Consider the following 23,404-nt stretch of genomic DNA (forward strand, 5'->3'; position numbering starts at 1 on the left):
TCAGCAGCTATTGACCGAACAAAGGCTTCCCATGAGTGAAGATGCACAAGACGTCGTACTGATCGTCGAAGATGACCCCTCGATTCTGATGGTGCTGTCGGCCTATCTGTCGGGGGAGGGCTACCGCGTGTTGCAGGCCGAAAACGGCGAGCAGGCTTTTGCAATCCTCGCCAGCAAGCCGCACCTGGACATGATGATCACAGACTTCCGCCTGCCGGGCGGGATCTCCGGCGTGCAGATCGCCGAGCCCGCGGTAAAACTGCGACCCGAGCTCAAGGTGATCTTCATCAGCGGTTACCCACAGGAAATCCGCGAGACAGACAGCCCGATCACCCGCACGGCACCGATTTTGGCCAAGCCGTTCGACCTGAATGTGTTGCAGGAAATCATGCAGGACATGCTTTCCTGATCCGCCAGGCGCTGCCGAAAGCTGCGCCTGGCGGGTTGGGTTTCAGTCGCTGATCATTTCCCGCACCTTGGCCGTCAACAGGTCGAACGTGAACGGTTTGGTGATCATCTGCATGCCCGAATCAAGGAAACCGCCGCGCACCGCCGCGTGCTCGGCATAACCGGTGATGAACAAGACCTTGAGGCCGGGGCGATACTGCCGACCGATCTCCGCCAATTGCCGACCGTTCATGCCGGGCAGGCCGACGTCGCTGATCAACAGGTCGATGCGTTGCGCGGAATCGAAGATCGGCACCGCGCTGTCGGCATCGCAGGCTTCGACAAAGGCATACCCCAGATCACTCAGCACCGTGCTGACAAGTGCCCGCACTGCCGGGTCGTCTTCAACGATCAGAACGGTTTCGCCATGTTGTGCGAACAGTGGATGGTGACTGTCCATCGGCAGATCTTGCGGCAGGTCGCCACCGTAGCGCGGCAGATAAAGGCTCATCGTGGTGCCTTCGCCCACATCGCTTTGAATGGCGACATGGCCCCGTGATTGCTTGCTGAAGCCGTAGATCATCGACAAGCCAAGCCCTGTACCCTGGCCAATCGGCTTGGTGGTGAAGAACGGGTCAAAGGCGCGGTTGATGGTGCTCTGCGGCATGCCGCAGCCATTATCGCTAACGCTGAGTGTCACGTAATCACCGGGGGTGAGATTACTGTGCAGGTCGGTGAAAGGCTTTTCCAGACGTTGGTTCGACGTGGTCACGACTAATTTACCGCCATCGGGCATGGCATCGCGGGCATTGATGACCAGGTTGAGCAGGGCGCTTTCCAGTTGATTGGGATCGGCTTCTGCCACCCACAGTTGATCACTCAACTGCATCTCCAGGCGAATGCTTTCATCGATGCTGCGTTGCAACAGCTCACCCATGGAAACCACCAGCGTATTCATTTCCACGGGTTTGGAATCGAGCGACTGACGTCGCGAGAACGCCAGCAGGCGATGGGTCAAGCCGGCCGCACGATTGGCGGAGGTCACACCAAGATCGATCAAGCTTTCCAGGTCGTCGGTGCGGCCACGGGCCAGACGCCGGCGCAGCAGTTCCAGGCTGCCGATAATACCCGTCAGCATGTTGTTGAAGTCGTGGGCGATACCGCCAGTAAGTTGGCCGACCGCCTCCATTTTTTGCGACTGGCGCAACACTTCTTCGTTGTGCCGCAACTGCGCGGTACGCTCTTCGACTTGTTGTTCCAGGGTTTCCAGGGTGTTTTGCAGGCGAAGTTCGCTTTGACTCAAGTCGACCAGCCGATCCCTGGCTTCGTACTGTCGTCGACGCCCGCGCAGGGCGGTGGTCACCAGGCTGATCAACGTCTCCGGATGAAACGGTCGCTCGAGGAAGGTCACATTACCCAGTTGCGGGCCGAAGCGTGACGCGGGGTTCTGTTCCGGGCCACCGTGGTGCGTCAGCAGGACGATGGGCAAGTCCGACCATGCCGGCTGTTGATCGATCAGCGTCAACAACGGTCCTAAATCACTGCGCAACAAGGCTTCGGAAGAGATCAGCAGCAGGCCGGCACCTTGTTCCAGTTCGCGGCACAGATGCGGCAAGTCCGCGCTGATGACCCCGTCGTAACCTGCCTCATTGAGCAACATCATCGCGATCTGACTGTCACGCCCCAGTGGCGCGAGAATGAGTGCGCGTTCGGATGTCGCCGGCTGGATCATCACTGGCCTTCATCCCCAAGCAATGGAATGGCCGCGCCCATATAAGTGGGCACACCACGCAGCACGCCCTGGAAAGCTTCCAGCGGTTCGCCGATGGTCATGCCACTGGCGCTGATGCGGTATTCGCGGATGGTCGATTCATGGCTGCCGGTGCGTTTCTTGATGATCGAAATGGCCCGGCGGACCTTGCCCAAGGCTTCGAAGTAACGCAACAGAATCACCGTGTCGGCCAGGTAGGTGATGTCCACCGGGGTTTGCATGTCGCCGACGAGGCCATGCTGGGCGACGGTCATGAAGGTCGCTGCGCCTTTGCGGTTGAGATAAAGCAGCAATTCGTGCATGTGCAGCACCAGGGCATTTTCCTCTGGCATCGCTGCCTGGTAGCCGTTGATGCTGTCGATCACCACAGTCTTGATGTTGCCCTCATCAACGCAGCGGCGCACCCGGTGGGAAAACTCGCCAGGGGACAATTCAGCGGCATCCACCTGCTCGATCATCAGATTTCCACTCTCCTGCAACGCCTGCAGGTCGATGCCGATATTTTTCATGCGTTCGAACAGCAAGCCCAGCTCTTCGTCGAAGATGAACAGCGCGGCTTTCTCGCCTCGGGCTACAGCAGCGGCGGCGAAGATCATCGAGATCAGCGACTTGCCCGTACCGGCCGGGCCGAGAATCAGCGTGCTGGACCCGGTCTCGATACCGCCACCCAGCAAGGCATCCATTTCGGCAATGCCGCTGGTCAATTGCTGCCGGAGGTAGGCGCCGCGATGCTCGGCAGCCACCAATCGAGGAAACACGTGCACGCCATCGGCCATGATGGTGAAGTCGTGAAAGCCGCCACGGTATTTCTGACCGCGATACTTCACCACGCGGATGCGCCGACGCTCGGCGCCGTAGTTGGGCGTCAGCTCCTCCAGCCGAATCACGCCGTGGGCCACACTGTGCACGGTCTTATCCAGGGATTCGGTGGTCAAGTCGTCAAGCAGCAGCACGGTGGCTTCATAACGTACGAAGTAATGCTTGATCGCCAGAATCTGCCGACGGTAGCGCAGCGAGCTTTGCGCCAGCAGGCGGATTTCGGAGAGGCTATCGAGGATCACGCGGGTTGGTTTGACCCGCTCGACCACTTCGAAAATCTGCCTCGTGGCTTCACCCAGTTCGAGGTCGGAAGAATAGAGCAGCGATTGCTGGTGCTCGGCATTGAGCACGCTTTCAGGGGGGGTGAGTTCGAAGATGTTGACGTTTTCTCCCAGCTCCCAGCCGTGGGAGCGGGCGCCCTGACGCAACTCACGCTCGGTTTCAGACAGGGTGATGTACAACGAACGCTCGCCGGCTTCAGCGCCAGCCATGAGAAAGTGCAACGCGACGGTAGTCTTGCCGGTTCCCGGCTCACCCTCGAGCAAAAACACATGGCCGCGGGACAGTCCGCCATCGAGGATGTCATCCAGACCCGCGATACCGGTTGCAGCTTTTTCGCTGATGAACACGTTAGATGTAGACAAAAAATGCCCTCTCTTGACTAGGGGAAGCGAGGCAGGTGACACGATTGCCACTATGGGCTGCCTGTTTTACTTGACCGCTGGCCGAGACGACGGTTCAACCGTTTTGCTGCAGGTGCGTGATGCGCAAAAAAACCAGAGTGATGGATCGCAGCCTTACAGACCCTGCTGCAAAGCCGGATCGTCCGGATTCAGTTGTTCGAGTTGGGCCAACAGAATCTGCACGTTTTGCAGTTGGCCGCTTTCTTTCCAGTAATTGATCAGCAGTACCCGCGCCCGGCGATCATTGGGGTGGCGCTGGACGATTTCCTGCAATTGATTTTGCGCCGCCTGCAATTCCTGTTCACCGTGCAGCGTGGTGGCCAGGTCATAGCGGTAATCCTTGTTGTCCGGCTCGAGTTCCACGGCTTTGGACAGGCCGAGCAGGGCGAATTCGCTTTGGCCGTGGTGCAGCAGCCACAGCCCCAACGCGTGTTGCAGATAGGCCGAATCCGGCTGTGCCTTGAGTTGTCTGGCCAGCAATTGGCGGGCGGCATCGTTCTGCCCGAGTTTGTCCAGCACCTCGATTTGCATCACCAGCGCCGGCAAGTTGTCCGGGGCAAGGCGCAGAGTGTTTTCGAGGGCCTGCTGCGCCTCTTTGAACTCGGCATTGTGTGTGTACAAGCGGGCCAGCTGATACTGGTTTTCGGCGCTTTGCGGCTCACGCTTGAGCGTATGCTGCCAGGCATCGATGGCCTGTTCCAGCGGGCCGAAATACAAGCCAAGATCATCCGGCGAAAGCCCCAGCAACGCGTTGACGGCGGCCAGGCGTACGCTCTGCTCGGCGTCATCGAGCAACGGCCCCAACAGCAGACTGCGTTGCCCACTGGGGACCAATCCGGTGATGCTTTTGATCGCGGCAATGCGCACGTCTGGTGATTCATGCTGCAAATCCGCATTGGCCAGTTTAAGCGCGACAGAACTTGGATAATTGGGCAACTCGGCATGCAGCCACACCCGTCGCTTCGGCGAAATATCAGGCCGGGCCAGTTGCTGGTAAAGCACCCGCGCCGCGCCCGGTTGGCCGGCACGAGCCTTCGCCAGCGCTTCGCTGTAACCACGCTTGATGGCCTCCGGAACAACGGGCGTCGAACTGCGCAGGAACGTCCACACAAGGACGATGGCGAACAGGGCACAAAGGCTGATGAGCAGATAACGGCGGGACTTGGGCATGCAGAATCCGGGCTGGCAAGCTTTTGCAAAGTGATCAGCTTCGGTCAGGGAAGGCTGTGAGTCAAACCTTGGGCTGTTTTTGAAAGAGGATATTACGGCGGATAAATATCCTGTATGCATCTGACCTGTTTGAAGCGAACAAGCATGCCTCCCATTCAAAACGCTACCGCAGCCGGTCGCCCGTCCCGGATACACGAATGGCACGGCCCTGACCAGATGCGAAGTCCACTGCCAAATCACCTTCTGCACGCCCACAATGATTGCGCTTCCCTGCAGTCAATTCCCGTGGTGAAGCTCAATGGTGATGTGCCCCCGCCGGTCCTTGTTGCGCCTACGCTTTTTTCGCAGAGGCCCGATTTTATCGATCAGACCGATCTTGACCAGCAATGGAAGGCACTGAAGAAAACTCTCCGTGATGGAGCAATCTGCGAACAGGAGGCGTATGCGATTCTCAGCAGCGGCATATTGCAGACGCCAACTGGCAAGGCGATTGCCGGACTGTTTGCCGACGCCATGTTGCGCTCGATCCGTCCTGTCGGGCAGCTGAGTGAAGAGCGGCTGGAAGAGATCGTCGACGTGATTTGTCATTTGCCACCTGCGCAATGGCAGGCGGCGTTGGGCGAAACAGTGCGGTTTTCACCCGGGCAAAGCACTGACAGCGTTACGGGATTCATTCAGGCGCAGTTGGAACGTGCAGGCATGCAGCGTGACGTGCGCATTGCCAACGATGAATTGCTGGCGGATACGCAGTGGGAGGCCGTTCAGCACGTTACCCGGCAGGCCCGACAGTACATTCGCCATTCAAGCGACAACCCGCTCAACAGCGCATTGATGATGCTTGAAGACATGCGCAGCCTTCGTCCCACTCCTCAAGAAGCACGGCAGTATCTGGCTCAGTTCATTGAGCAACTCGACAAACCTCCACCGGGCGAGCGCGTTCGTTGGCCTGAACGTTTTCCCAAGGAGGTTGAAGCTGTCTACGCACAGCTAAAACCCGCCGAAGAATCGAAGCAGTCGTGGCTGGAGTGGATCATCGGGCCAAGCTGGCTGGAGAGCCTCGTTGGCCAACCGGTTTCGTTGTCGGCATCCATCAAGGGATTGCGCGAAACGTTGACTTCGGCGGCGCCCATTGAATCGGTCAGGCAACCACTGAACCGGGATCGCGAGAGCTCATTGCTTTCGCAGCTGCAAAAATTTGAGCGCAGTGCAGATTTTTCGACCTTCACCCCGGCGGGCCCTCGTATTCCAACCACCCTGGCCGAGTCGGTCGTATGTGCCTTGAATGTGCTGAGCGCGGTGCAACCATTGTTAAGCATGCCGAACCCGCCGCCACATAAGCTTGAGGGGAATCAAGACCTGCCTGTACCGCCGCAGGATCCTGGTGGAGAGCATCTGGTGGACACCGCGCAGATATGGCCAATGTGGGCGACGCTGGGACTGCGTGCAGCGCAGTTAGATGAATTTGTCACCCAATTCTTCAATACAGTCGCGCCATGGAACGGAGCCAATGCGCAATACGTTGAATTGGCCATGGATATGCCAGATGACCTGCGCAGAGTTTATGAAGAAACGACCGTGCCTCTGGACGATGCTCAATCTGCCGTACTCGCGACACGGATGGAACACTTGGGTGAGCAGTTACATGACTGGCTCAACAGGATGGCTGTCAGCCTGGTCAGCACTGGTGCTGCCTTCCTCAGTCATACCGGGCAACTGATTGAAAACCATCCGAAAGTTGCACTGGGTGCTTTCGCAGCCTACATGGCCATCAGCAATTTTTATGCGGCGTGGTTTCTGCCCGAGGCGCAAGACCCTACACGTTCTTCAGCGTCATCCGAGTTCTTTTATGTCTCTGATTCGGCCACTCAGGAGCGAGAAATCATCCTCGTCGAATTGAACGACATACTCGATGAGTTTCCGGACCTGGTTCAGGCTCTTGAAAAGCGTCTTGAGCAATCGACCTACGTGGACCCACATCTCGATTTCCAGCTTTTGGAGGAGATTGGGGCGATGCTCCAACAATACACGCCAAGCGATCCCGACATCACTTTTCTGGATCGGATAGATGAGGTCATCGGGTTGGTGCAAGCCGATGAGCCAGTTGAAGAGGAGCAACTTCCGGATACTACGACAACGGCTCAAACAAGAGAGCCTAACGTGTTGATTCGCAAAAAGCGTAGTCTGGAAAGGGTTAGCGCATTCGGCGTGCACTGGATGGTTGAAGTAGTGCGCGAGAGGAAAATGGCCGAAATCCCGTCTGATCAGCGCGGTGAAGAAATAGCTCCCGGGTACACGCTCGATCTACTCACCGACAAAGTCGTTAAGGTCCTTAAAGACGCCGCGGCGATCACCGACCCGCAAACTTTCATACGCGATAGTGTCAACGCCATCATCAGTGAATCGAGCCTGCCCAGCTCACTGAAGCAAACCCTTGATCCAGCTTCAACCGTTGATGTCAGATTTAAAAAGAAACCCTTGCAGGGCAAACAGAGTACCAAGTCCTCACAACCGGAAAGGATTCAGAAATTCTCATTGTATGAACTGTGTGTGGATTATCACCTTCGAGTGAAAAAAGCTGACGAGGAATTCACGATCCTCTGGCCGGAAAGCTTCCCTGAGGATTTGATAAACACGATTGCGAATGCCGATCTGCAGGCGGCTTACAAGGAACTCATCACGTCGACCCTTGAGCGGCCAGATGTAAAACAACTCTGGAAGCTGAGCAAGGAATACGAATTAAAAGCCGCATTGGAATCCTATAAAAACTCTGCGAATGCGACTGTCGAAGGGATAAAAATCGTTGACAGTTTTTTTGAGGGCTACACCAGGTCCCATCTTGTCTACCTACAAAATCCCCGTGAAAACAGCCCTGCCAAAGTCAGCAATACCCTTTATTTGAGCGACAACCTCGACGAGACTGGCCTGTTTGTATTCTTGGGCGGTAACAACGCCGTCGTTGAATTGCCTGCCGGAAGTGCACAAAAGCGTCAGCTCATCGAGACTGACACGGTTCTTCAAACCAGACTTCTGGACCGGATTCCTCTTAATCAGAAGCTGTCGCGTGAAGACACTGACTTCAAATACCGTGAGCCTGTCTCCAGTATTTTCGGCGCCTATCCGCTTTATGCCCCCGTGCTTTTTGATACGACCTCGGATGCGATGAACGAGCTCTACAAGCGACAATTGACACAAGTGCAATCTGACATCGACACCCTGGTCTCAACTGACGAAGAGCGATTTACGGATGGAGTGCTCGATGCCTTGGGCAAGTTACTGGCAGCACTGTCCATCGTCACGATCGTCCCAGGGGCCACCGTGCTTGCAACCAATGGAGCACGCATGGCTGCGTCGTTTTTATTTGGCGTCAGTGCCAGCGCGACAGATTTGCTTCGGGGCGAGATGGCTGATGATCCCGGCGTGGCGGAGCAGTTCAGGTCCAGTGCCTATCGTGGCTTCATCATGGAATTCGCGGGGCCGCTGGCGGGTAGACTGATTGGCAAGGCATTGTCTGGCGGCGTTGCTTCGCGTATTGGCCGTTTGGTCTTCAATCGAATTAAATCCATGACGCACAGGTTGCCTAAACCGACCCAATGGATCGCACCCACGGTGCTGGATCAGCAGGTTCTGACTACAAAAATTCAGAAAAAATTCAACAGCCATCGAACCGTCAGTCAGCTGCAGACACTTGGCAAAGGCCCGGAATATGCGCAAAAACTGATCAAGGACACCAAGGTCATTTATTTTTCCGGACCCCGGGAGGGATATGTTTACCAGGGGTTTGTCCTGCGGGGCGACATGCGACCACCGAAAGTAGTGTTCGAGGGAGGCTTCAAGTTGCGAACGACCATCACGGATGTCAATCAGGTGAATGGCATGAGGGGTGGCTTCGGTGGTGGCAAAAATGCGCTGGACCCGGATGGTATGGGCATATCGACATCGCCTTATTACAAACACAGTGGGGCAGGGGCGTATCAATATGGCGGTGCTCGGGGAGGGTATACCTATGTTATCGATGCCAGGCAACTCAGGGGATACCATCTGTACGCCAATGACAATTGGGTGAAACACCCGACCTCGAAATTAGGGATGCGGCCTTATGAAGTCAATTACGGCCAGAGCATCCCCGACTCGGCCGTTATCGGCTGCTATGACAAACAGGGCAATTTCATTGCGAACCCTATGGCGCTTGAAAAAAGTATCGAGCGTAGCAAACCGGTTCAATTTAACGGTGACAATCTGTTTCGGCCGGCTAATTCCGTCTTTAATCGCAGGTTTACAACCGTCTCACCGAATAAACCCGCCTGATGCATTCTTCACCATCTGCAAGTGGTGAAAATCAATCACTTGCACAGGGGCCTCGACACCTGAAACTGTCGAGGCTGCGCAGCAGTGTCTACGCTTGCTGGAGAACCGTCATCGAGCGTCTCCATGCAAGCGCTGCTTGAGTACTTCAAAGCCATCCTCCACCCCGGCCCCGGCGTGTTGCTGTTTGCCTTGCGAACCATTGCCGCCGGGCTGCTCACGTTGTACCTGGCATTTGTGTTTGACCTTGAGCAACCCAAATGGTCGATCATGGCTGTGGTCATCATCAGTCAGCCCTTGGCCGGCATGGTGTTGGCCCGCAGCTTTGGCCAGGTCATCGGCACCACCCTGGGGGCGGCGGTGGCCGTGGTGATCATGGCGATCTTTCCCCAGGCGCCGGTGCCGTTCCTCATTACGCTATCGCTGTGGCTGGCGTTTTGTACCGCGGGCGGCACCTTATTGCGCTACACCAGTTCCCAGGCGTTTGTACTCAGCGGTTATACGGCGGTGGTGGTGGGGCTGCTGGCCGTGCCGGAGCCGGATGGCACGTTTTTGCTGGCCGTGACCCGGGTCACCGAAACACTGCTGGCGGTGGCCTGCGTGTGTGTCGTCAGCCTGTTGACCGCACGCCCGGAGGCCGTGGCCAAGGATTACTTCGCGCGGATCGATCAGGTGATCAAGCTGCTGGCCACCCATGCCAGCGCCGTGATTCGTACCGAGGAAAGCGAGGCAGAGTTCCACCGTCGACAAATGCAGTTGCTTGGGCAGATTGGCGCACTGGAAGGCGTACGTCGGCATCTGTATTACGACGCTCCGCGTTTGCGCAGTGCCGATGATCTGGTGCAATTGCTGGGCAACCAACTGGTGCTGTTGACGGCAAGGCTCACCGCGTTGCGCCATCAGCGCGAACTATTGCTGGAACGCTGGGAGGGCGAAATCCCTCTGGAGATTCGTGAGCTGCTCACGCAAGAACTGGAGTTTCTCGATGAATTGGCCCGGCAAGGGCGCGCGCTTCCGGCAGCGCAACGGCGACAGTTTGCGGTCCTGCAAAAACGCTTCGATGCGCTGGCTTACCGTTCGGAACAGCTCACCGAACCCTTGAAGGCGACGTTGCGATCGCTGTCCTGGTCATTGCGCTGGGAACAGGCGCGAATGCTGCAGCAGATGGAAACCATTCTGGAATTGAGCGACGCGATCCAGAGCGGACGCGGTGCCAGCAGCATGTTTCGTGGTCAGAAGAACCCCTTGCATCTTGATTACACGCTGGCGGCAATGAACGCCATCCGCGCGTACAGCGCTTTGATGGTCGCTGGCCTGATCTGGATCGAAACCGGCTGGGACGGCGCCCGGGGCGGGATGATCGTGACTGGCATCCTCTGTTCGTTGATGGCGACGTTTCCCCGGCCATTGCTGGCGGTCCAGAGTTACGCCCGGGGGCTGGGACTGGCGCTGGTGGTGTCGGCGCTGCTGCAGTTCGCCCTGGTGCCAATGATCAGCAGTTTCGAAATGCTGGCGTTGCTGCTGGTGCCCTTGCTGTATGCGGTCGCTGTGGGGTTGTCCAGCCCACCCACCACAGGGACCGGGATTGGTCTGGGGCTGACGACGTTTTTGCTGTTGGGACCGCAAAACACCGGGTTGGGGCAGAACACTGCGATGCAATGGTTCGAATTTGCCGGCGCTTACGTATGCGCCGCCGCACTGGCCTTGAGTGTCTATGCGTTGATTTTCCCTTTCAGGCCCGGCCTGCGCCTTCGGCGGTTACACCAGGAAAACTGCGAGCAGGTTTACGCCTTGCTGAAAATGCCGGCCACCGATGAAAACCAGTTCGCCTTCGAAAGCCGCATGGTCGATCGCCTCACCATGATGCTGGGTCTGCTGCCAGCCATCGAAGACACGTCTGCGCGAGATCTGTTTGAAGTCAGTCTCGGCAGCATGGCCCTGGGCATCGCTTTGAATCAGCTCAGGCAGCAGACGCAGAACAACAGCCTGTTGAGTCCGGACACGCAAAGTCGCGTGCTCGCCACGGTACGCGAAACCGGACGGTTGGTCGCAGCCCGGCCCGACACCGAAGTCGACGGCCTGCTCGACAAGTTGCGTGCCTTGGGCGATGAACTGGACGCGTTGCATTCCAGTGTCCATGAACACCTGTGGTCGGTGTTTCGCATGCGCGTGGCGTTGTTGATCGTAGTGTCATTCCTGGAGAGACACCGAGGCCACTTTGAATCCCCGCAACCCCAAGGAGCGCCCGCACTTGCCCATTGATCTGGAAATAGGCGGTGTCTACCTGCCGCCGATTGCCCAGGCGCTGTTGCTGGGCGTGCCCATTTTTTTGCTGCTGGACTGGATGCTGCGGCGTCTCGGTGTGCTGCGGTTCGTCTGGCATGAAGCCTTGTTCGAAGGCGCGTTGTACGCTTGCGTGTGCGCGACCTTGATTTTGTTCATGGGAGCCTGATGCCTTGAAGACGATTCTTGCCCGACTCTCGACGGTAGCGGTGGTGCTGCTGGCGTTTGTGCTCGGCTGGTTTGCCTGGGAACATTACACCCGCGCGCCATGGACCCGGGACGCCCGGGTGCGCGCCGATGTAGTGACGTTGTCCGCCGATGTCGCCGGACGCATTGTCAAACTCAACGTGCAAGATAACCAGCACGTGGACAAGGGCCAGTTGTTGCTTGAAATCGATCCCTCGCGCTACAACCTCGCGGTGGAACACGCCAAGCGTGCGGTGGAAGTGTCCAAGGCGTCATTAGGGCAATCGCAAGCGACGATTGTCGCCAGCCAGGCATTGCTCAAACAGCGGCAAAGCGAGGAACGCCGTCGGCGGACTCTCAAGGAACGATCGGCGATTTCCGGCGAAGAGTGGGAGAAAGCCAACACCGACGTGTCGGTGGCCGAAGCCGACTTGTTACGCAACCAGGCCAACCTGGGGTTTGCCCAAGCCAACGTGCAGCTGGCAATTGCCGCGCTGGCCGAGGCTGAACATGATCTTGAACGCACCCGGGTGTTATCACCGGTCAGTGGCTTTGTCACCAATCTGCTGACCCGCCAGGGCGACTACGCGACTGCCGGTGGTCCGCTGGTGGCGTTGGTGGACAGTGACTCGTTTTATATCAGCGGCTACTTTGAAGAAACCAAATTGCCAAGAATCGGGGAGGGCGACCGGGTCGACATCGAGTTGATGAGTGGCGAACGATTTGGCGGCACCGTGCAAAGCATCGCCTTCGCCATCGCCGACCGGGAAAACCTGCCAGGCGGGCGATTGCTGGCCAACATCAACCCCAGCTACACCTGGGTCAAACTGGCGCAACGGGTGCCGGTGCGGATCAAGATTGACGATGAATACCCCGGCAAAGACAAATTGCGCGCCGGTACAACGGCGACCGTGACGGTGCAGGAAAACCACAATCCTGAAGAGCACCGCTAACCCTGTGGGAGCGGCGGTGAGTTCAACATTTCGTGCAGGCGAAAAAAAACCCCGCGACCCAATGATACGCGGGGCAAAAAAATTGGTTGGTTGCGGCCAACCAAAGGAGCTCTTTAGAAAACCGTGTTACTCGCTGGCCACCGTCTCCGGCTGCCAACCGCCACCAAGGGCCTTGTAGATCGCGACGATGCCGCGATACAGATCAACTTCGGCCTGGGCCTGGGTATCTTCAGCCGCCAGGCGTTCGCGCTGCGCATCCAGCAGCACCAGGAAATCGGCGGTGCCTTCGCGGTAACGGATCTCAGCGAGATCGGCCGCAGAACGGCTCGATTCACTCTGGCGAATCAGCGAGATCAGCCGCTGCTGGCGTTTGCCGTAGTCGCTGAAAGCGTTCTCCGACTCTTCAAGCGCCAACAGCACTTGTTGCTCGTAGCTCGCCAGCGCGCCTTCGGCATCGGCATCGGCGCCACGCAAACGGGCACGCACGCTGCCCAGATCAAACGCGGCCCACGTGATGCTCGGGCCGAGCGCCCAGGCGTTGGCCGCCGAGGAACCGATCTGCGAACCACGCCCGGCGGTGAAACCGAGGAAACCACTGAGGCTGACCCGAGGGAACAGATCCGCCTTGGCCACGCCGATCCGCGCCGTGGCCGAAGCCAGTTTGCGTTCGGCGCTGAGAATGTCCGGGCGACGTTGCAGCAGCTCACCCGGATCACCGATCGGCAGCGCCTTGGCAATTGCCGGCAAGTCTTTCGGGCTCAAGTCCACGGTCAACTTGTCCGGGCGTTCACCCAAGAGCGTAGCGATGCGGTTTTTCTGCCGCACCTGCTCCGCCTGCAATTGCGGCACGCTGGCTTCAACCGAGGCCAGACGTGCGTCCGCGCGCTCCACATCGAGCTGATCGCCGACGCCGGCATCTCGCAGGCTGATAGTGATCTTGCGCGATTCCTGCTGATTGTTCAGGTTGGCCAGGGCAATTTTTTCCCGCAGCTGAGCGCCGCGCAGTTGACCGTAAGCGTCCACCAGTTCGGCAATCATGGTCACTTGCAATTGATACAAGTCAGCCTCAATCGCCTGCTGCTCGGCGTCGGCCGATTCCAGGTTGCGCTGGATACGGCCGAACAGATCGATCTCCCAGGCCATGTCCAGACCCAGGTCGTAGCGCTCGCTACTCACCCGGTCGGTGGTCTGGCCAGGAATCTGCCCTTTGCCCAGATCACTGCTGGCCCGGCTGGTGATGGTCGGCATGGCGTCATTGCTGACATCGTCACGGATCGCCCGCGCGGCTTTCCAGCGGGCGAAGGCGACGCGCAAATCACGGTTGCCTTTGAGCGATTCGGTTACCAACTGGTTGAGCGTCGGGTCTTCGAACTGCTGCCACCAGATGCCTTCGAATCGCGAACGGTCAAAGTTCTTCTGACCGGCCGCACCCTCGGTGGCGGTGGTGATGTTGGCCGGTTCAGTGGCTGGGGTCTGGTAGTCCGGGCCAACGGCACAGGCGCTCAGTGCCAGTACCAGCAGGCTTGGCAGGAAAGCTTTCAAACTCATCAATGCGACTCCAGCTGATTGTGCAGTTTCAGCGCTTTGGCGGCCTTGCGTGCCTCACCGCGTTCGACGAAGTTACGGATCAGTACGTAGAACACCGGCGTCAGCAACAGACCGAAGAAGGTCACCCCGAGCATCCCGGAGAACACCGCCACACCCATCGCGTGACGCATCTCGGCACCGGCACCGCTGGAGAACACCAGTGGCACCACACCCATGATGAACGCGAAGGAGGTCATCAGGATCGGCCGCAGACGCAGACGGCAAGCTTCCAGTACCGCAGCCAGCGGACTCATGCCTTCTTCCTGTTTGTCCTTGGCAAATTCGACGATCAGAATCGCGTTCTTACAGGCAAGCCCCACGAGTACGATCAATCCGATCTGGGTAAAGATGTTGTTGTCGCCACCGGAGACAATCACCCCGGTAATGGCCGACAGCAGTGTCATCGGTACGATCAGGATCACCGCCAATGGCAGGCTCCAGCTTTCGTACTGAGCCGCCAGTACCAGGAACGCCAGCAATACGCAGAGCGGGAACACAAACAGCGCGGTGTTGCCGGACAGAATCTGCTGGTAGGTCAGGTCGGTCCATTCGTAGGTCATGCCGTTCGGAAGTTCTTCCTTGAGCAGTTTCTCGATGGCTTTTTCCGCCTGGCCGGAGCTGTAACCAGGGGCTGCCGCACCGTTGATTTCAGCGGTGATGAAGCCGTTGTAGTGCATCACGCGATCCGGACCCGAGGTGTCGCTGACTTTGATAAAGGTCGCCAGCGGGATCATCTCGCCCTTGTTGTTACGCACTTTCAGCTGACCGATCTGGTCGGATTCGAGGCGGAACTGTTGCTCGGCCTGAACGTTGACCTGATAGGTGCGACCGAAGCGGTTGAAGTCGTTGGCATACAGCGAACCCAGGTAGATCTGCAGGGTGTCGAAGATGTCGCTGACCGCCACACCGTGGGTCTTGGCTTTCTCGCGGTCGATGGCGGCATCGACTTGCGGCACGTTCACGGTGTAGCTGGTGAACAGGCCGGCCAGTTCCGGAACGCTGTGGCTCTTGGCGATGATGTTCATGGTTTCTTTGTACAGCTCTTCGTAGCCCAGGTTGCCCCGGTCTTCGATCTGCAGGCGGAAACCACCAATGGTGCCCAGGCCCTGTACCGGCGGCGGCGGGAAGATCGCCATGTAGGCTTCCTGAATCTCGGCGTACTGGCCGTTCAAGGCACCGGCAATCGCCCCGGCAGACATGCTCGGGTCTTTACGCTCATCGAACGGTTTCAACGTCACGAACACGATGCCGGCGTTCGGGCTGTTGGTGAAGCCGTTGATCGACAGGCCGGGGAAGGCCACGGCACTTTCCACGCCAGGCTGTTTCAGGGCCAGGTCGGACATGCGCTTGATCACGTCTTCGGTACGATCCAGGCTCGCCGCATCCGGCAATTGCGCGAAGGCCACCAGGTACTGCTTGTCCTGGCCGGGTACGAAACCGGTCGGGGTGCTGGAGAAACCGAAGAAGGTCAGGACCATCAGGCCGGCGTACAGCAGCAGGGCGATACCGCTTGAGCGGATCACACGGGCAACGGTGCCGACATAACCGTGGCTGGCTTTTTCAAAGAAGCGGTTGAACGGACGGAACAACCAGCCGCCAAACAGCTTGTCCAGCACTTTGGAGAAGCGGTCTTTCGGCGCGTCGTGGCTTTTGAGCAATACCGCCGCCAGGGCCGGTGACAGGGTCAGCGAGTTGAAGGCCGAGATCACCGTCGAAATCGCAATGGTCAGGGCGAACTGCTTGTAGAACTGCCCCGTCAGGCCGGAGATGAACGCTGCCGGGATGAAGACCGCACAGAGCACCAGCGCCGTGGCGATGATCGGGCCGGTTACTTCACCCATGGCTTTTTTGGTCGCTTCGACCGGTGTCAGGCCGAGTTCGATGTTGCGCTCGACGTTCTCTACCACCACGATCGCGTCGTCCACCACGATACCGATCGCCAGTACCAGGCCGAACAGCGACAGGGCGTTCAACGAGAAACCGAACAAATGCATCACCGCAAACGTACCGATCAACGATACCGGCACCGCCACCAATGGAATGATCGACGCGCGCCAGGTTTGCAGGAACAGAATCACCACCAGCACCACGAGGATCAGCGCTTCGAAGAGGGTGTGAACCACCGCCTCGATGGAGCCGCGCACGAAGATCGTCGGGTCATAGACGATGCTGTAGTCCATGCCCTGAGGGAAGTTTTTCTTCAGTTCATCCATCTTGCCCCGAACCTGGTTCGAGATGTCGATGGCATTGGAGCCAGGACGCTGGAAGATCGGGATCGCCACCGCCGGCTGGTTGTTCAGCAGCGAGCGCAGGGCGTACTGGCTGGAGCCCAGCTCGACCCGGGCGATATCTTTCAGACGAGTGATTTCACCGTCGTCGCCAGCGCGAATGATGATGTTCTCGAACTCTTCCTCGGAAACCAGTCGACCTTGAGTGTTGACTGACAGCTGGAAGCTTTGCGCATTCGGGGCAGGGGGCGCACCCAGTGCACCGGCAGCCACTTGACGGTTCTGTTCACGAATCGCGGACACCACATCCGTCGCAGTCAGGTTGCGCGAAGCGGTCTTGTTCGGGTCGAGCCACACTCGCAGCGAGTAATCGCCCATACCGAACAGTTGCACGTCACCGACACCGCCCAGGCGCGCCAGCTCATCCTTGATGTTGAGCAGGGCGTAGTTGGACAGGTAGAGCATGTCGTAGCGTTTGTCCGGCGAGGTCAAGTGCACCACCATGGTCAGGTCGGGCGACGCCTTGTCCACGGTGATACCGATGCGCGTCACTTCCTCGGGAAGTTTCGGCTCGGTCCGGGTCACGCGGTTCTGCACCTGCACCTGAGCATTGTCCAGGTCAGTGCCCAGCGCGAAGGTGATGGTCAGGGTGATCTTGCCGTCGGCGGTCGACTGCGAGGACATATAAAGCATGTTCTCGACGCCGGTGATCGCTTGCTCCAACGGAGCGGCCACGGTTTCACCGATGACTTTCGGGTTGGCACCCGGGAAGTTGGCGCGGACCACAACGGTCGGCGGCACAACCTCCGGGTATTCGCTGATCGGCAACTGGAACAGCGAGATCGCGCCGGCGATCAGGATCAACAGCGAAAGCACCGCTGCGAAGATCGGCCGTGAAATGAAGAATTGGGAGAAGTTCATCGGAGTCGTTATCCCTTAACCGCGTGGGTTCGCTGCAGCCAGTTTTACAGCCGTACCCGGCGCGACCTTGGCAGGCGCGACTTGGGGCAGGTTGCTGGCTTCCAGCGCTTGTCGTTGTTGTGCAAGGGCCGCGAGGGTTTGTTCGCTGGCCATCGGGATGACTTCAGGGGTGACAGGCGAGCCAGGACGCACTCGTTGCAGACCCTTGACGATGATGGTGTCGTCCTTGTTCAGGCCATTGCGCACGATGCGCAGACCTTCGATTTTCGGACCCAGCTCGACCGCGCGGTAAGCGGTTTTGTTGTCGGCATCCATGACCAGTACGAACTTCTTGCCCAGGTCAGTGCCGACGGCTTCGTCGTTGATCAGCATGGCGTTGTAGGTGCCGCTGCCCACCAGTTTCAGGCGTGCATACAGGCCCGGGGTGTAGCTGCCGTCGCTATTATCGAACACGGCGCGACCACGGATGGTGCCGGTTTTCGGGTTGACCTGGTTGTCGATGAAGTTCATCACGCCCTGGTGCGGGTTGCCGTCTTCATTGGACAGGCCCATGTAAACCGGAGTGGTAGCGCCGCGTTTGCCCTGGCGCGCGAGCTGGGTGTACTTGAGGAACACGCGCTCGTCAGCATCGAAATAGGCGTAGACCTTGTCGGTGGACACCACGCTGGTCAGCGGAGTGGTATCGGCGGTCACCAGGTTGCCGGCGGTGATTTCGGCACGGCTGACGCGGCCACTGATGGGCGAGGTGACGCGGGTGAAGCTCAGGTTCAGCTTGGCGAGGTCCAGTTGCGCTTGCAGGGCGCCGACAGCGGCACGGGCTTCTTGCGATGCGCTGGTCCGCGAATCGGCCAGCTCGGCGGAAATCGCGTTGCTGGTGCGCAGGCGCTCACCGCGCCGGGCTTCGTTTTCGCTGCGTGTGGCGTTGGCGCGAGCCTGGGCGACCAGTGCTTCGAGGCGGCGGACCTCGGCCTGGAACGGACGCGGGTCGATCTGGAACAGCAAGTCGCCTTTCTTGACCAATGCACCTTCAGTGAACGCCACGTCATCGATCTGGCCGGAGACCCGTGGACGAATCTCTACCGTTTCCGGCGCTTCAAGGCGCCCGGTGAACTCGTCCCACTCGTTGACCGGTTGCTCCAGCACCTTGGCCACGCTGACTTTCGCCGCCGGCATCGTGGCGGCAGTTTCGGGAGCCTTGCCGCAAGCGCTGATCACCACCATGGCCAATAAAGCCAACGGGAAGCGCAAATGTTTGAATGACTGTTCCATGGATGCATCCGCCAATGTGTTGAGATTGGCGAATGATGCTCGGCAGGGTGGTATCGCACGAATCGAATGAGCCGAAGGTAACTATCATCCGGAATGATATAAGACCCGATTCAGCCCTCTAGCTTGCACCTCTGGTTAGCGGGCTATCAATTGGCTTGATGTTAATTCTGTGTTGCCGAAAACGCATTAATAAGGCTTGAGGTCGAGGTGCGTACATCGCTGGCAGGCTAGCTGTGTAAACCCACCACGTTGTTCACAAATGCTATCCGGCTAAAGTCAGAAATCAAGCGTTCCAAGAACTTTGCCTGCATCATGTCGAAAGAGGGGCAGTGGAGACTGTCGCCGGCTTACGACGTGACCTTCCGCGAGGGGTCAAGTGGATACCACCAGATGGACGTGATGGGAGAGTCGCTGGCGATTTCCCGCGCGCAAATGCTTCGGTTTGCCGAGGAAGCGCAGGTGCCCCCGAACGCAGCAGGCAGAGTGATGGACGGCATTTGTGATGTGGCGAGCCAATTTGCAACCATCGCGGCAAAAATGACCAGATGAACAGCCCACCCGACAACGCCTAAAGACTGTCAGGGTCCCCAAAAAACATCTGAATCCGCGACCGCAACCAACGCTCGCCCGGATCGTTATCCTGCGACCCGCGCCACGCCATGTGCAATTCAAAACTGCGCACCGGCAACGGCGGTTCTTCTGCTCGTACACCGCCCGCTGCCGTGAGGGCTTCGGCTGTGTAGTCGGGAACGGTGGCAACAATGTCGGTGCCGCTCAACAGCGTACTCAGCCCGTTGAACTGCGGTACGGCGAGGACTACGTGGCGTTTGCGCCCGAGTTTTTCCAGCTCTTCATCAATGAACCCGCTGAGGTCACCGGCGAACGACACCAGTGCATGAGGCCGTGCGCAGAAGTCATCCAGGCTCAACGGCCCCGGTACGGTATCGGCGCGCAGCAGTTTGGGCGAACTGCGGCGCAGCACTTTGCGCTTGGCGTTCGCCGGCAGGTCGGTGGTGTAGCTGACGCCGATGGAGATTTCGCCGGACGCCAGCAGTCCTGGCATCAGGATGTAGTTGACGCGCCGCACCACCAGCACGATCCCCGGGGATTCAGCGCGCAGGCGCTTGAGCAGCATCGGCAGCAGGGCAAACTCGACGTCGTCTGACAGACCGATACGGAACACCGCAGTGCTGGTGGCGGGGTCGAACTCGGCGGCACGGCTCACGGCGGTGGAAATCGAATCCAGTGCCGGAGAGAGCAGGGCGAAGATCTCCACGGCCCGGGCCGACGGCTCCATGCTGCGGCCGGTGCGCACAAACAGCGGATCATCGAACAATCCACGCAAGCGCGAGAGCGCCGCGCTGATGGCTGGCTGGCCGAGGAAAAGCTTCTCTGCGGCACGGGTCACGCTGCGCTCGTGCATCAGGGTTTCGAATACGATCAACAGGTTGAGGTCGACACGACGCAGGTCATTACGATTCATCTGGAATCCTGGCAGAGTCAGTAAACTTGACGTGAGCGGCCATATGAGAACAATGGCCAGCAGGAATATTACGGGGAAAGGCTGGTACTCTGCACCGAGTAATTCAGATTTCCTACAAAGGCTGCTGCGGTTTCTTACGACATTTGACGATGTCGCCGCTCATGCGGAATCAATGACAGGCATGTCGACTATTAATGGCCACAGATAGTGTTGGGTTGAAAGCCCAGCTAGAGTTCATGGCATTAGAGGTTTAACTGGCGAGGTTTGCGATGTCCCGCACGATCCGTTTTCACAAGTTTGGTCCGGCCGAGGTGCTCAAATGCGAAGAGCATGCGGCCGCTCTGCCTGCACCGGGTGAAGTGCAAGTGCGCGTCGAAGCCATTGGTATCAGCTGGTATGACACGCTTTGGCGTCAAAACCTGGCGTCGTCCCGTGCTCAACTGCCATCCGGCCTTGGCCAGGAAATGGCCGGTATCGTCACCGCTGTCGGTGACGGTGTCGAAGACCTGGCTATTGGTGACAAGGTCGCCAGCTTCCCGGCTCAAAGCCCGAACGATTATCCGGTGTATGGCGAGTTGATTGTGCTGCCGCGCTCGTCCCTGACCCGCTACCCGGACGTGCTGAGCCCGATTGAAGCCAGCGTGCATTACACGCCGCTGTTGATTGCCTATTTCGCTTATGCCGATCTCGCACGGGTCAAACCCGGGCAATTCGCCCTGGTCACTGACGCCAGCCACTGCGCCGGCCCTTCGTTTGTGCAACTGGGCAAAGCCTTGGGTGTGCGGGTGATTGCCGCCACCAAGTCGGCGGATGAACGTGAATACCTGTTGTCGCTGGGTGCCGAGAAAGTGATTGTCACCGAGGAAGAAGATCTGCTGATGCGGATCAACAAAATCACCGACAATCGCGGCGTGGATGTCGTGTTCGATGGCCTGGGCGGCCCACAGATGTCGCTGTTGGGCGACGTTCTTGCCCCGCGCGGCAGCCTGGTTCTGTACGGTCTGCAAGGCGGTAACCAGACGCCATTCCCGGCCTGTGCGGCATTCCAGAAGAACATTCAGTTCTTCGTGCACTGTATCGGTAACTTCACCGGCAAGCCGGAACTGGGCATCATCCAGGACCAGGTCGCGCTGCAACGAGCCTTGCGTGACATCAACCAGCTGACCGCCGACCGCGTGCTGCTGCCGCTCAAGACTCGGGTGTTTCCGTTTACCGAGTTTGTCGAAGCTCACCGCTACATGGACGAATGCCCTTGCCGCGAAAGGGTTGCGCTCCAGGTCGAGCCAGCCTGACGTTCTTAAGGAGTCCGTGCCATCACGGACTCTTTTGCTATCAGTACTTTCCTACATGAGACCTTCCATTGATCTATCAGTGGAGCCGTTCAGCAACTGAACTGGTTTTTGCTCTCAATCTGTAGCTTCTAATCAGCATCTAAGCCCTGATAATTGAATGATTACTTTCATCTCAAGGAATGAGCTATGGGCCGCAATCAGGCTGATACTTTTCAATGCTCGCTGCTGATAAATATCCAACAATTAATCCGCGCTTGTGCACTAGCCGGACAATTGTTGGTTGCTTCTTTCTTTATTTCTTGTGTTAAACGTCTGTGGGACGCTGTCGGACATTTCCTAGGACATCGAAGGCCATCCAGAAAGCCCCTGTCAATGCGGGCTGCAAGGCTGTCCGGCGGTGTGCAGTGTCAGCGTAACCAGTCACGCACTCAAGTATTGATATGAACATTTAAGTGCTAGCATTTCCCCATATAACCAGTATTCAAACCATGTTCAGGTCAATCTCCTGCGCTGCGCGTTCAGCTATGTGCGCGATATTGAACTACGAGTATCAGGTACATAAAGATGACCAATATCCATGAACAAGCCATGAGCAACGTCTATCAACAAGTGCTGCAACGCTTGTTGAGTTTCTTTTCCCGGGCTGAACGCACGGCACTGCAGTTGTTGATACAACGCATGGGGGTGGCCGCTGGCGGCATGGAGCAAATCGGTGACTTCAAGGTATTGGCGATTCAGACCGGCTCTCGCGACAGTTGCTTCTCCCTGGCGTTGCTGCGTGCCGCTCAATTGACCATCGCCAGTCGTTCGCCGGCAACGTTCCAGCTACGCGTGGCAACCTTGCGTCTGAGCAGCACCAGCCCGGTGGCCCTGGAAAACATTCATCGCACCTACAGCGCCTTGTTCGTCTACGACGATCCGCGGGTTGAAGTGTTGATGGTCGATAACCGCGAGGTCCTGCCGTTTGACCCCCTGGCGCCGATGACCATGGAGGGCCGCGAGGCCGAGCGCACCCACCTGCTGATGATTGGCCATGTGCGGGCCATGGATGGACCACTTGACCTGTGGGACAACGGCTACCTGGCCACCGGCGAGTTCTATGGACAAATTACTCGCTGGAAACATGGCGTCGACGCCTTTATCAGCCACGACGCACCTCGCCAGGAAAAACGATTTATCGAAGGCCTGAAACGGGCTGCTGCAAAGGCCGGCCATGACGCTTCCAGGCATTACGCCCCCGGCTATGAAGGATTGTTCCCCCTGATTGACGACCTTGGCGCTCATGGTTATCAGCGCTTTTATCCGGAAGCGGGCCGCCAGCCCTGGCGCCCGGCGGAAGACTTTGAAACCTGCCGCCGCGCAACGCTGATTGATATTCACGACCTGCTGGTCAGCAAACTGGAAGAGCGATGGCCCCTGCTGACCGAGTTTCTCGGTTACCAGGCGGACGAACTCGCAGCTCACCTTTGTGACAATGACTACAGCAGCCTTCCGGTCAGTGCACACATGCGAGGGCTGCACGCCTGTTTCGTGCAAGGGCGTACCTATGAAGAGGGTGTAGGCGTATATCTGCAACGGGCCTTGGTGATGATGCGCCGTAAACAACTGCCGGAACGCTTGTGCGATCAGGCGGTGGAAACATTTGGCGGCCCGTTGGCATTTACTGAGCAGCGGGCACGGACGGCCCTTGAACTGCAACGCAACATCGGGTTGAACGAAGCCCAGTTGGTGTGCCTGCTGTTTGCGCCTTTTGTCGACAACGGCGCAAGCCTCGAGCGATTCCTGCGTCAGTGCCACCCGGGGATGATGGTGGCGTTGCCTGATTTGCATCGGGCCATGCAAGGGCATCAGGTTGCAGATCAGATCATGCAATGGCTGACCGATGTCAGTGGTCTGCCGGTCAATCTGGTCCGCGCGTTGTATCGCATGAAATCGGTGGCTATGGATGAGCGCAGGGTGGCCGGGCCGACAATCGCCGATGCCGCCGCTGATACAGCCAAAGATCACTCGTCCGTGCCGGGTGAGTCGTCAGCCGGTGGTTGAAAGTGAACCTTCGTCATCACACATGCG

The 23,404-nt window shown here is 58.2% G+C and carries 14 protein-coding genes and 1 pseudogene; 8 read left to right on the plus strand and 7 right to left on the minus strand.

The window, feature by feature from the left end; genetic code table 11:
* Window positions 1–31: 31 nt before the first annotated feature.
* Window positions 32–409, plus strand: coding sequence for a response regulator (locus tag M5G20_RS03915; protein ID WP_075945017.1), 378 nt, complete (start codon window positions 32–34; stop codon window positions 407–409).
* Between the two features lie 42 nt (window positions 410–451).
* Here the strand turns inward: M5G20_RS03915 and M5G20_RS03920 are convergent, their stop codons facing one another.
* The 3 genes from M5G20_RS03920 to M5G20_RS03930 form a co-directional block, all read right to left on the minus strand.
* Window positions 452–2,119, minus strand: coding sequence for a response regulator (locus M5G20_RS03920; protein ID WP_273917989.1), 1,668 nt, complete (start codon window positions 2,117–2,119; stop codon window positions 452–454).
* On the minus strand, window positions 2,119–3,621 hold the full coding sequence (locus M5G20_RS03925; RefSeq protein WP_273917990.1) for an ATPase domain-containing protein: 1,503 nt from the start codon (window positions 3,619–3,621) through the stop codon (window positions 2,119–2,121). The genes M5G20_RS03920 and M5G20_RS03925 overlap by 1 nt, the downstream gene beginning before the upstream one ends.
* Before the next feature lie 153 nt (window positions 3,622–3,774).
* Window positions 3,775–4,830: a tetratricopeptide repeat protein gene (locus M5G20_RS03930; protein ID WP_273917991.1), complete on the minus strand. Its 1,056-nt coding sequence runs from the start codon at window positions 4,828–4,830 to the stop codon at window positions 3,775–3,777.
* 144 nt (window positions 4,831–4,974) lie between these two features.
* On the opposite strand from M5G20_RS03930, the gene M5G20_RS03935 reads away from it, so the two are divergent.
* From M5G20_RS03935 to M5G20_RS03950, 4 genes are all read left to right on the plus strand, one after another.
* On the plus strand, window positions 4,975–9,135 hold the full coding sequence (locus M5G20_RS03935; protein ID WP_273917992.1) for a hypothetical protein: 4,161 nt from the start codon (window positions 4,975–4,977) through the stop codon (window positions 9,133–9,135).
* Window positions 9,136–9,258: 123 nt separating this feature from the next.
* A complete protein-coding gene (locus M5G20_RS03940) occupies window positions 9,259–11,394 on the plus strand; it encodes an FUSC family protein (protein ID WP_273917993.1) in 2,136 nt (711 codons plus the stop codon).
* Complete coding sequence (locus M5G20_RS03945) at window positions 11,384–11,584, plus strand: DUF1656 domain-containing protein (RefSeq protein WP_273917994.1); 201 nt, start codon at window positions 11,384–11,386, stop codon at window positions 11,582–11,584. The genes M5G20_RS03940 and M5G20_RS03945 overlap by 11 nt, the downstream gene beginning before the upstream one ends.
* Window positions 11,585–11,588: 4 nt before the next feature.
* Window positions 11,589–12,554, plus strand: coding sequence for an HlyD family efflux transporter periplasmic adaptor subunit (locus M5G20_RS03950; RefSeq protein ID WP_273917995.1), 966 nt, complete (start codon window positions 11,589–11,591; stop codon window positions 12,552–12,554).
* A 126-nt stretch (window positions 12,555–12,680) separates the two neighbouring features.
* Here M5G20_RS03950 and M5G20_RS03955 read toward each other — a convergent pair whose 3' ends face one another.
* Genes M5G20_RS03955 through mexE form a run of 3 tightly spaced genes read right to left on the minus strand, consistent with a single transcriptional unit; the run spans window position 12,681 to window position 18,559 of the window.
* Window positions 12,681–14,102: an efflux transporter outer membrane subunit gene (locus M5G20_RS03955; RefSeq protein WP_273917996.1), complete on the minus strand. Its 1,422-nt coding sequence runs from the start codon at window positions 14,100–14,102 to the stop codon at window positions 12,681–12,683.
* Window positions 14,102–17,290 (minus strand): efflux RND transporter permease subunit, encoded by a 3,189-nt coding sequence (locus M5G20_RS03960; protein ID WP_273917997.1) that lies wholly within the window; start codon window positions 17,288–17,290, stop codon window positions 14,102–14,104. The genes M5G20_RS03955 and M5G20_RS03960 overlap by 1 nt, the downstream gene beginning before the upstream one ends.
* Before the next feature lie 15 nt (window positions 17,291–17,305).
* Window positions 17,306–18,559 (minus strand): multidrug efflux RND transporter periplasmic adaptor subunit MexE, encoded by a 1,254-nt coding sequence (mexE, locus tag M5G20_RS03965; protein ID WP_273917998.1) that lies wholly within the window; start codon window positions 18,557–18,559, stop codon window positions 17,306–17,308.
* A 294-nt stretch (window positions 18,560–18,853) separates the two neighbouring features.
* Between mexE and M5G20_RS03970 the strand changes: the two are divergent.
* Window positions 18,854–19,090 (plus strand): annotated as a pseudogene (locus tag M5G20_RS03970) (HipA domain-containing protein); the annotation flags it as partial.
* Between the two features lie 37 nt (window positions 19,091–19,127).
* On the opposite strand, the gene M5G20_RS03975 reads toward M5G20_RS03970, so the two are convergent.
* The gene (locus M5G20_RS03975; RefSeq protein ID WP_056855394.1) at window positions 19,128–20,042 is read right to left on the minus strand and encodes a LysR family transcriptional regulator; all 915 of its coding nucleotides are present in this window, start codon (window positions 20,040–20,042) and stop codon (window positions 19,128–19,130) included.
* A gap of 269 nt (window positions 20,043–20,311) precedes the next feature.
* Between M5G20_RS03975 and M5G20_RS03980 the strand changes: the two genes are divergently transcribed.
* A complete protein-coding gene (locus M5G20_RS03980; RefSeq protein WP_273917999.1) occupies window positions 20,312–21,334 on the plus strand; it encodes a zinc-dependent alcohol dehydrogenase family protein in 1,023 nt (340 codons plus the stop codon).
* A gap of 564 nt (window positions 21,335–21,898) precedes the next feature.
* Window positions 21,899–23,377 carry a hypothetical protein gene (locus M5G20_RS03985; RefSeq protein ID WP_273918000.1) on the plus strand — a complete coding sequence of 493 codons (1,479 nt, stop codon included), beginning with the start codon at window positions 21,899–21,901 and terminating at the stop codon, window positions 23,375–23,377.
* Window positions 23,378–23,404: the final 27 nt, after the last annotated feature.

This window comes from Pseudomonas sp. TNT2022 ID1044 (assembly GCF_028656895.1).
GTDB classification, from domain to species: Bacteria; Pseudomonadota; Gammaproteobacteria; order Pseudomonadales; family Pseudomonadaceae; genus Aquipseudomonas; species Aquipseudomonas reinekei.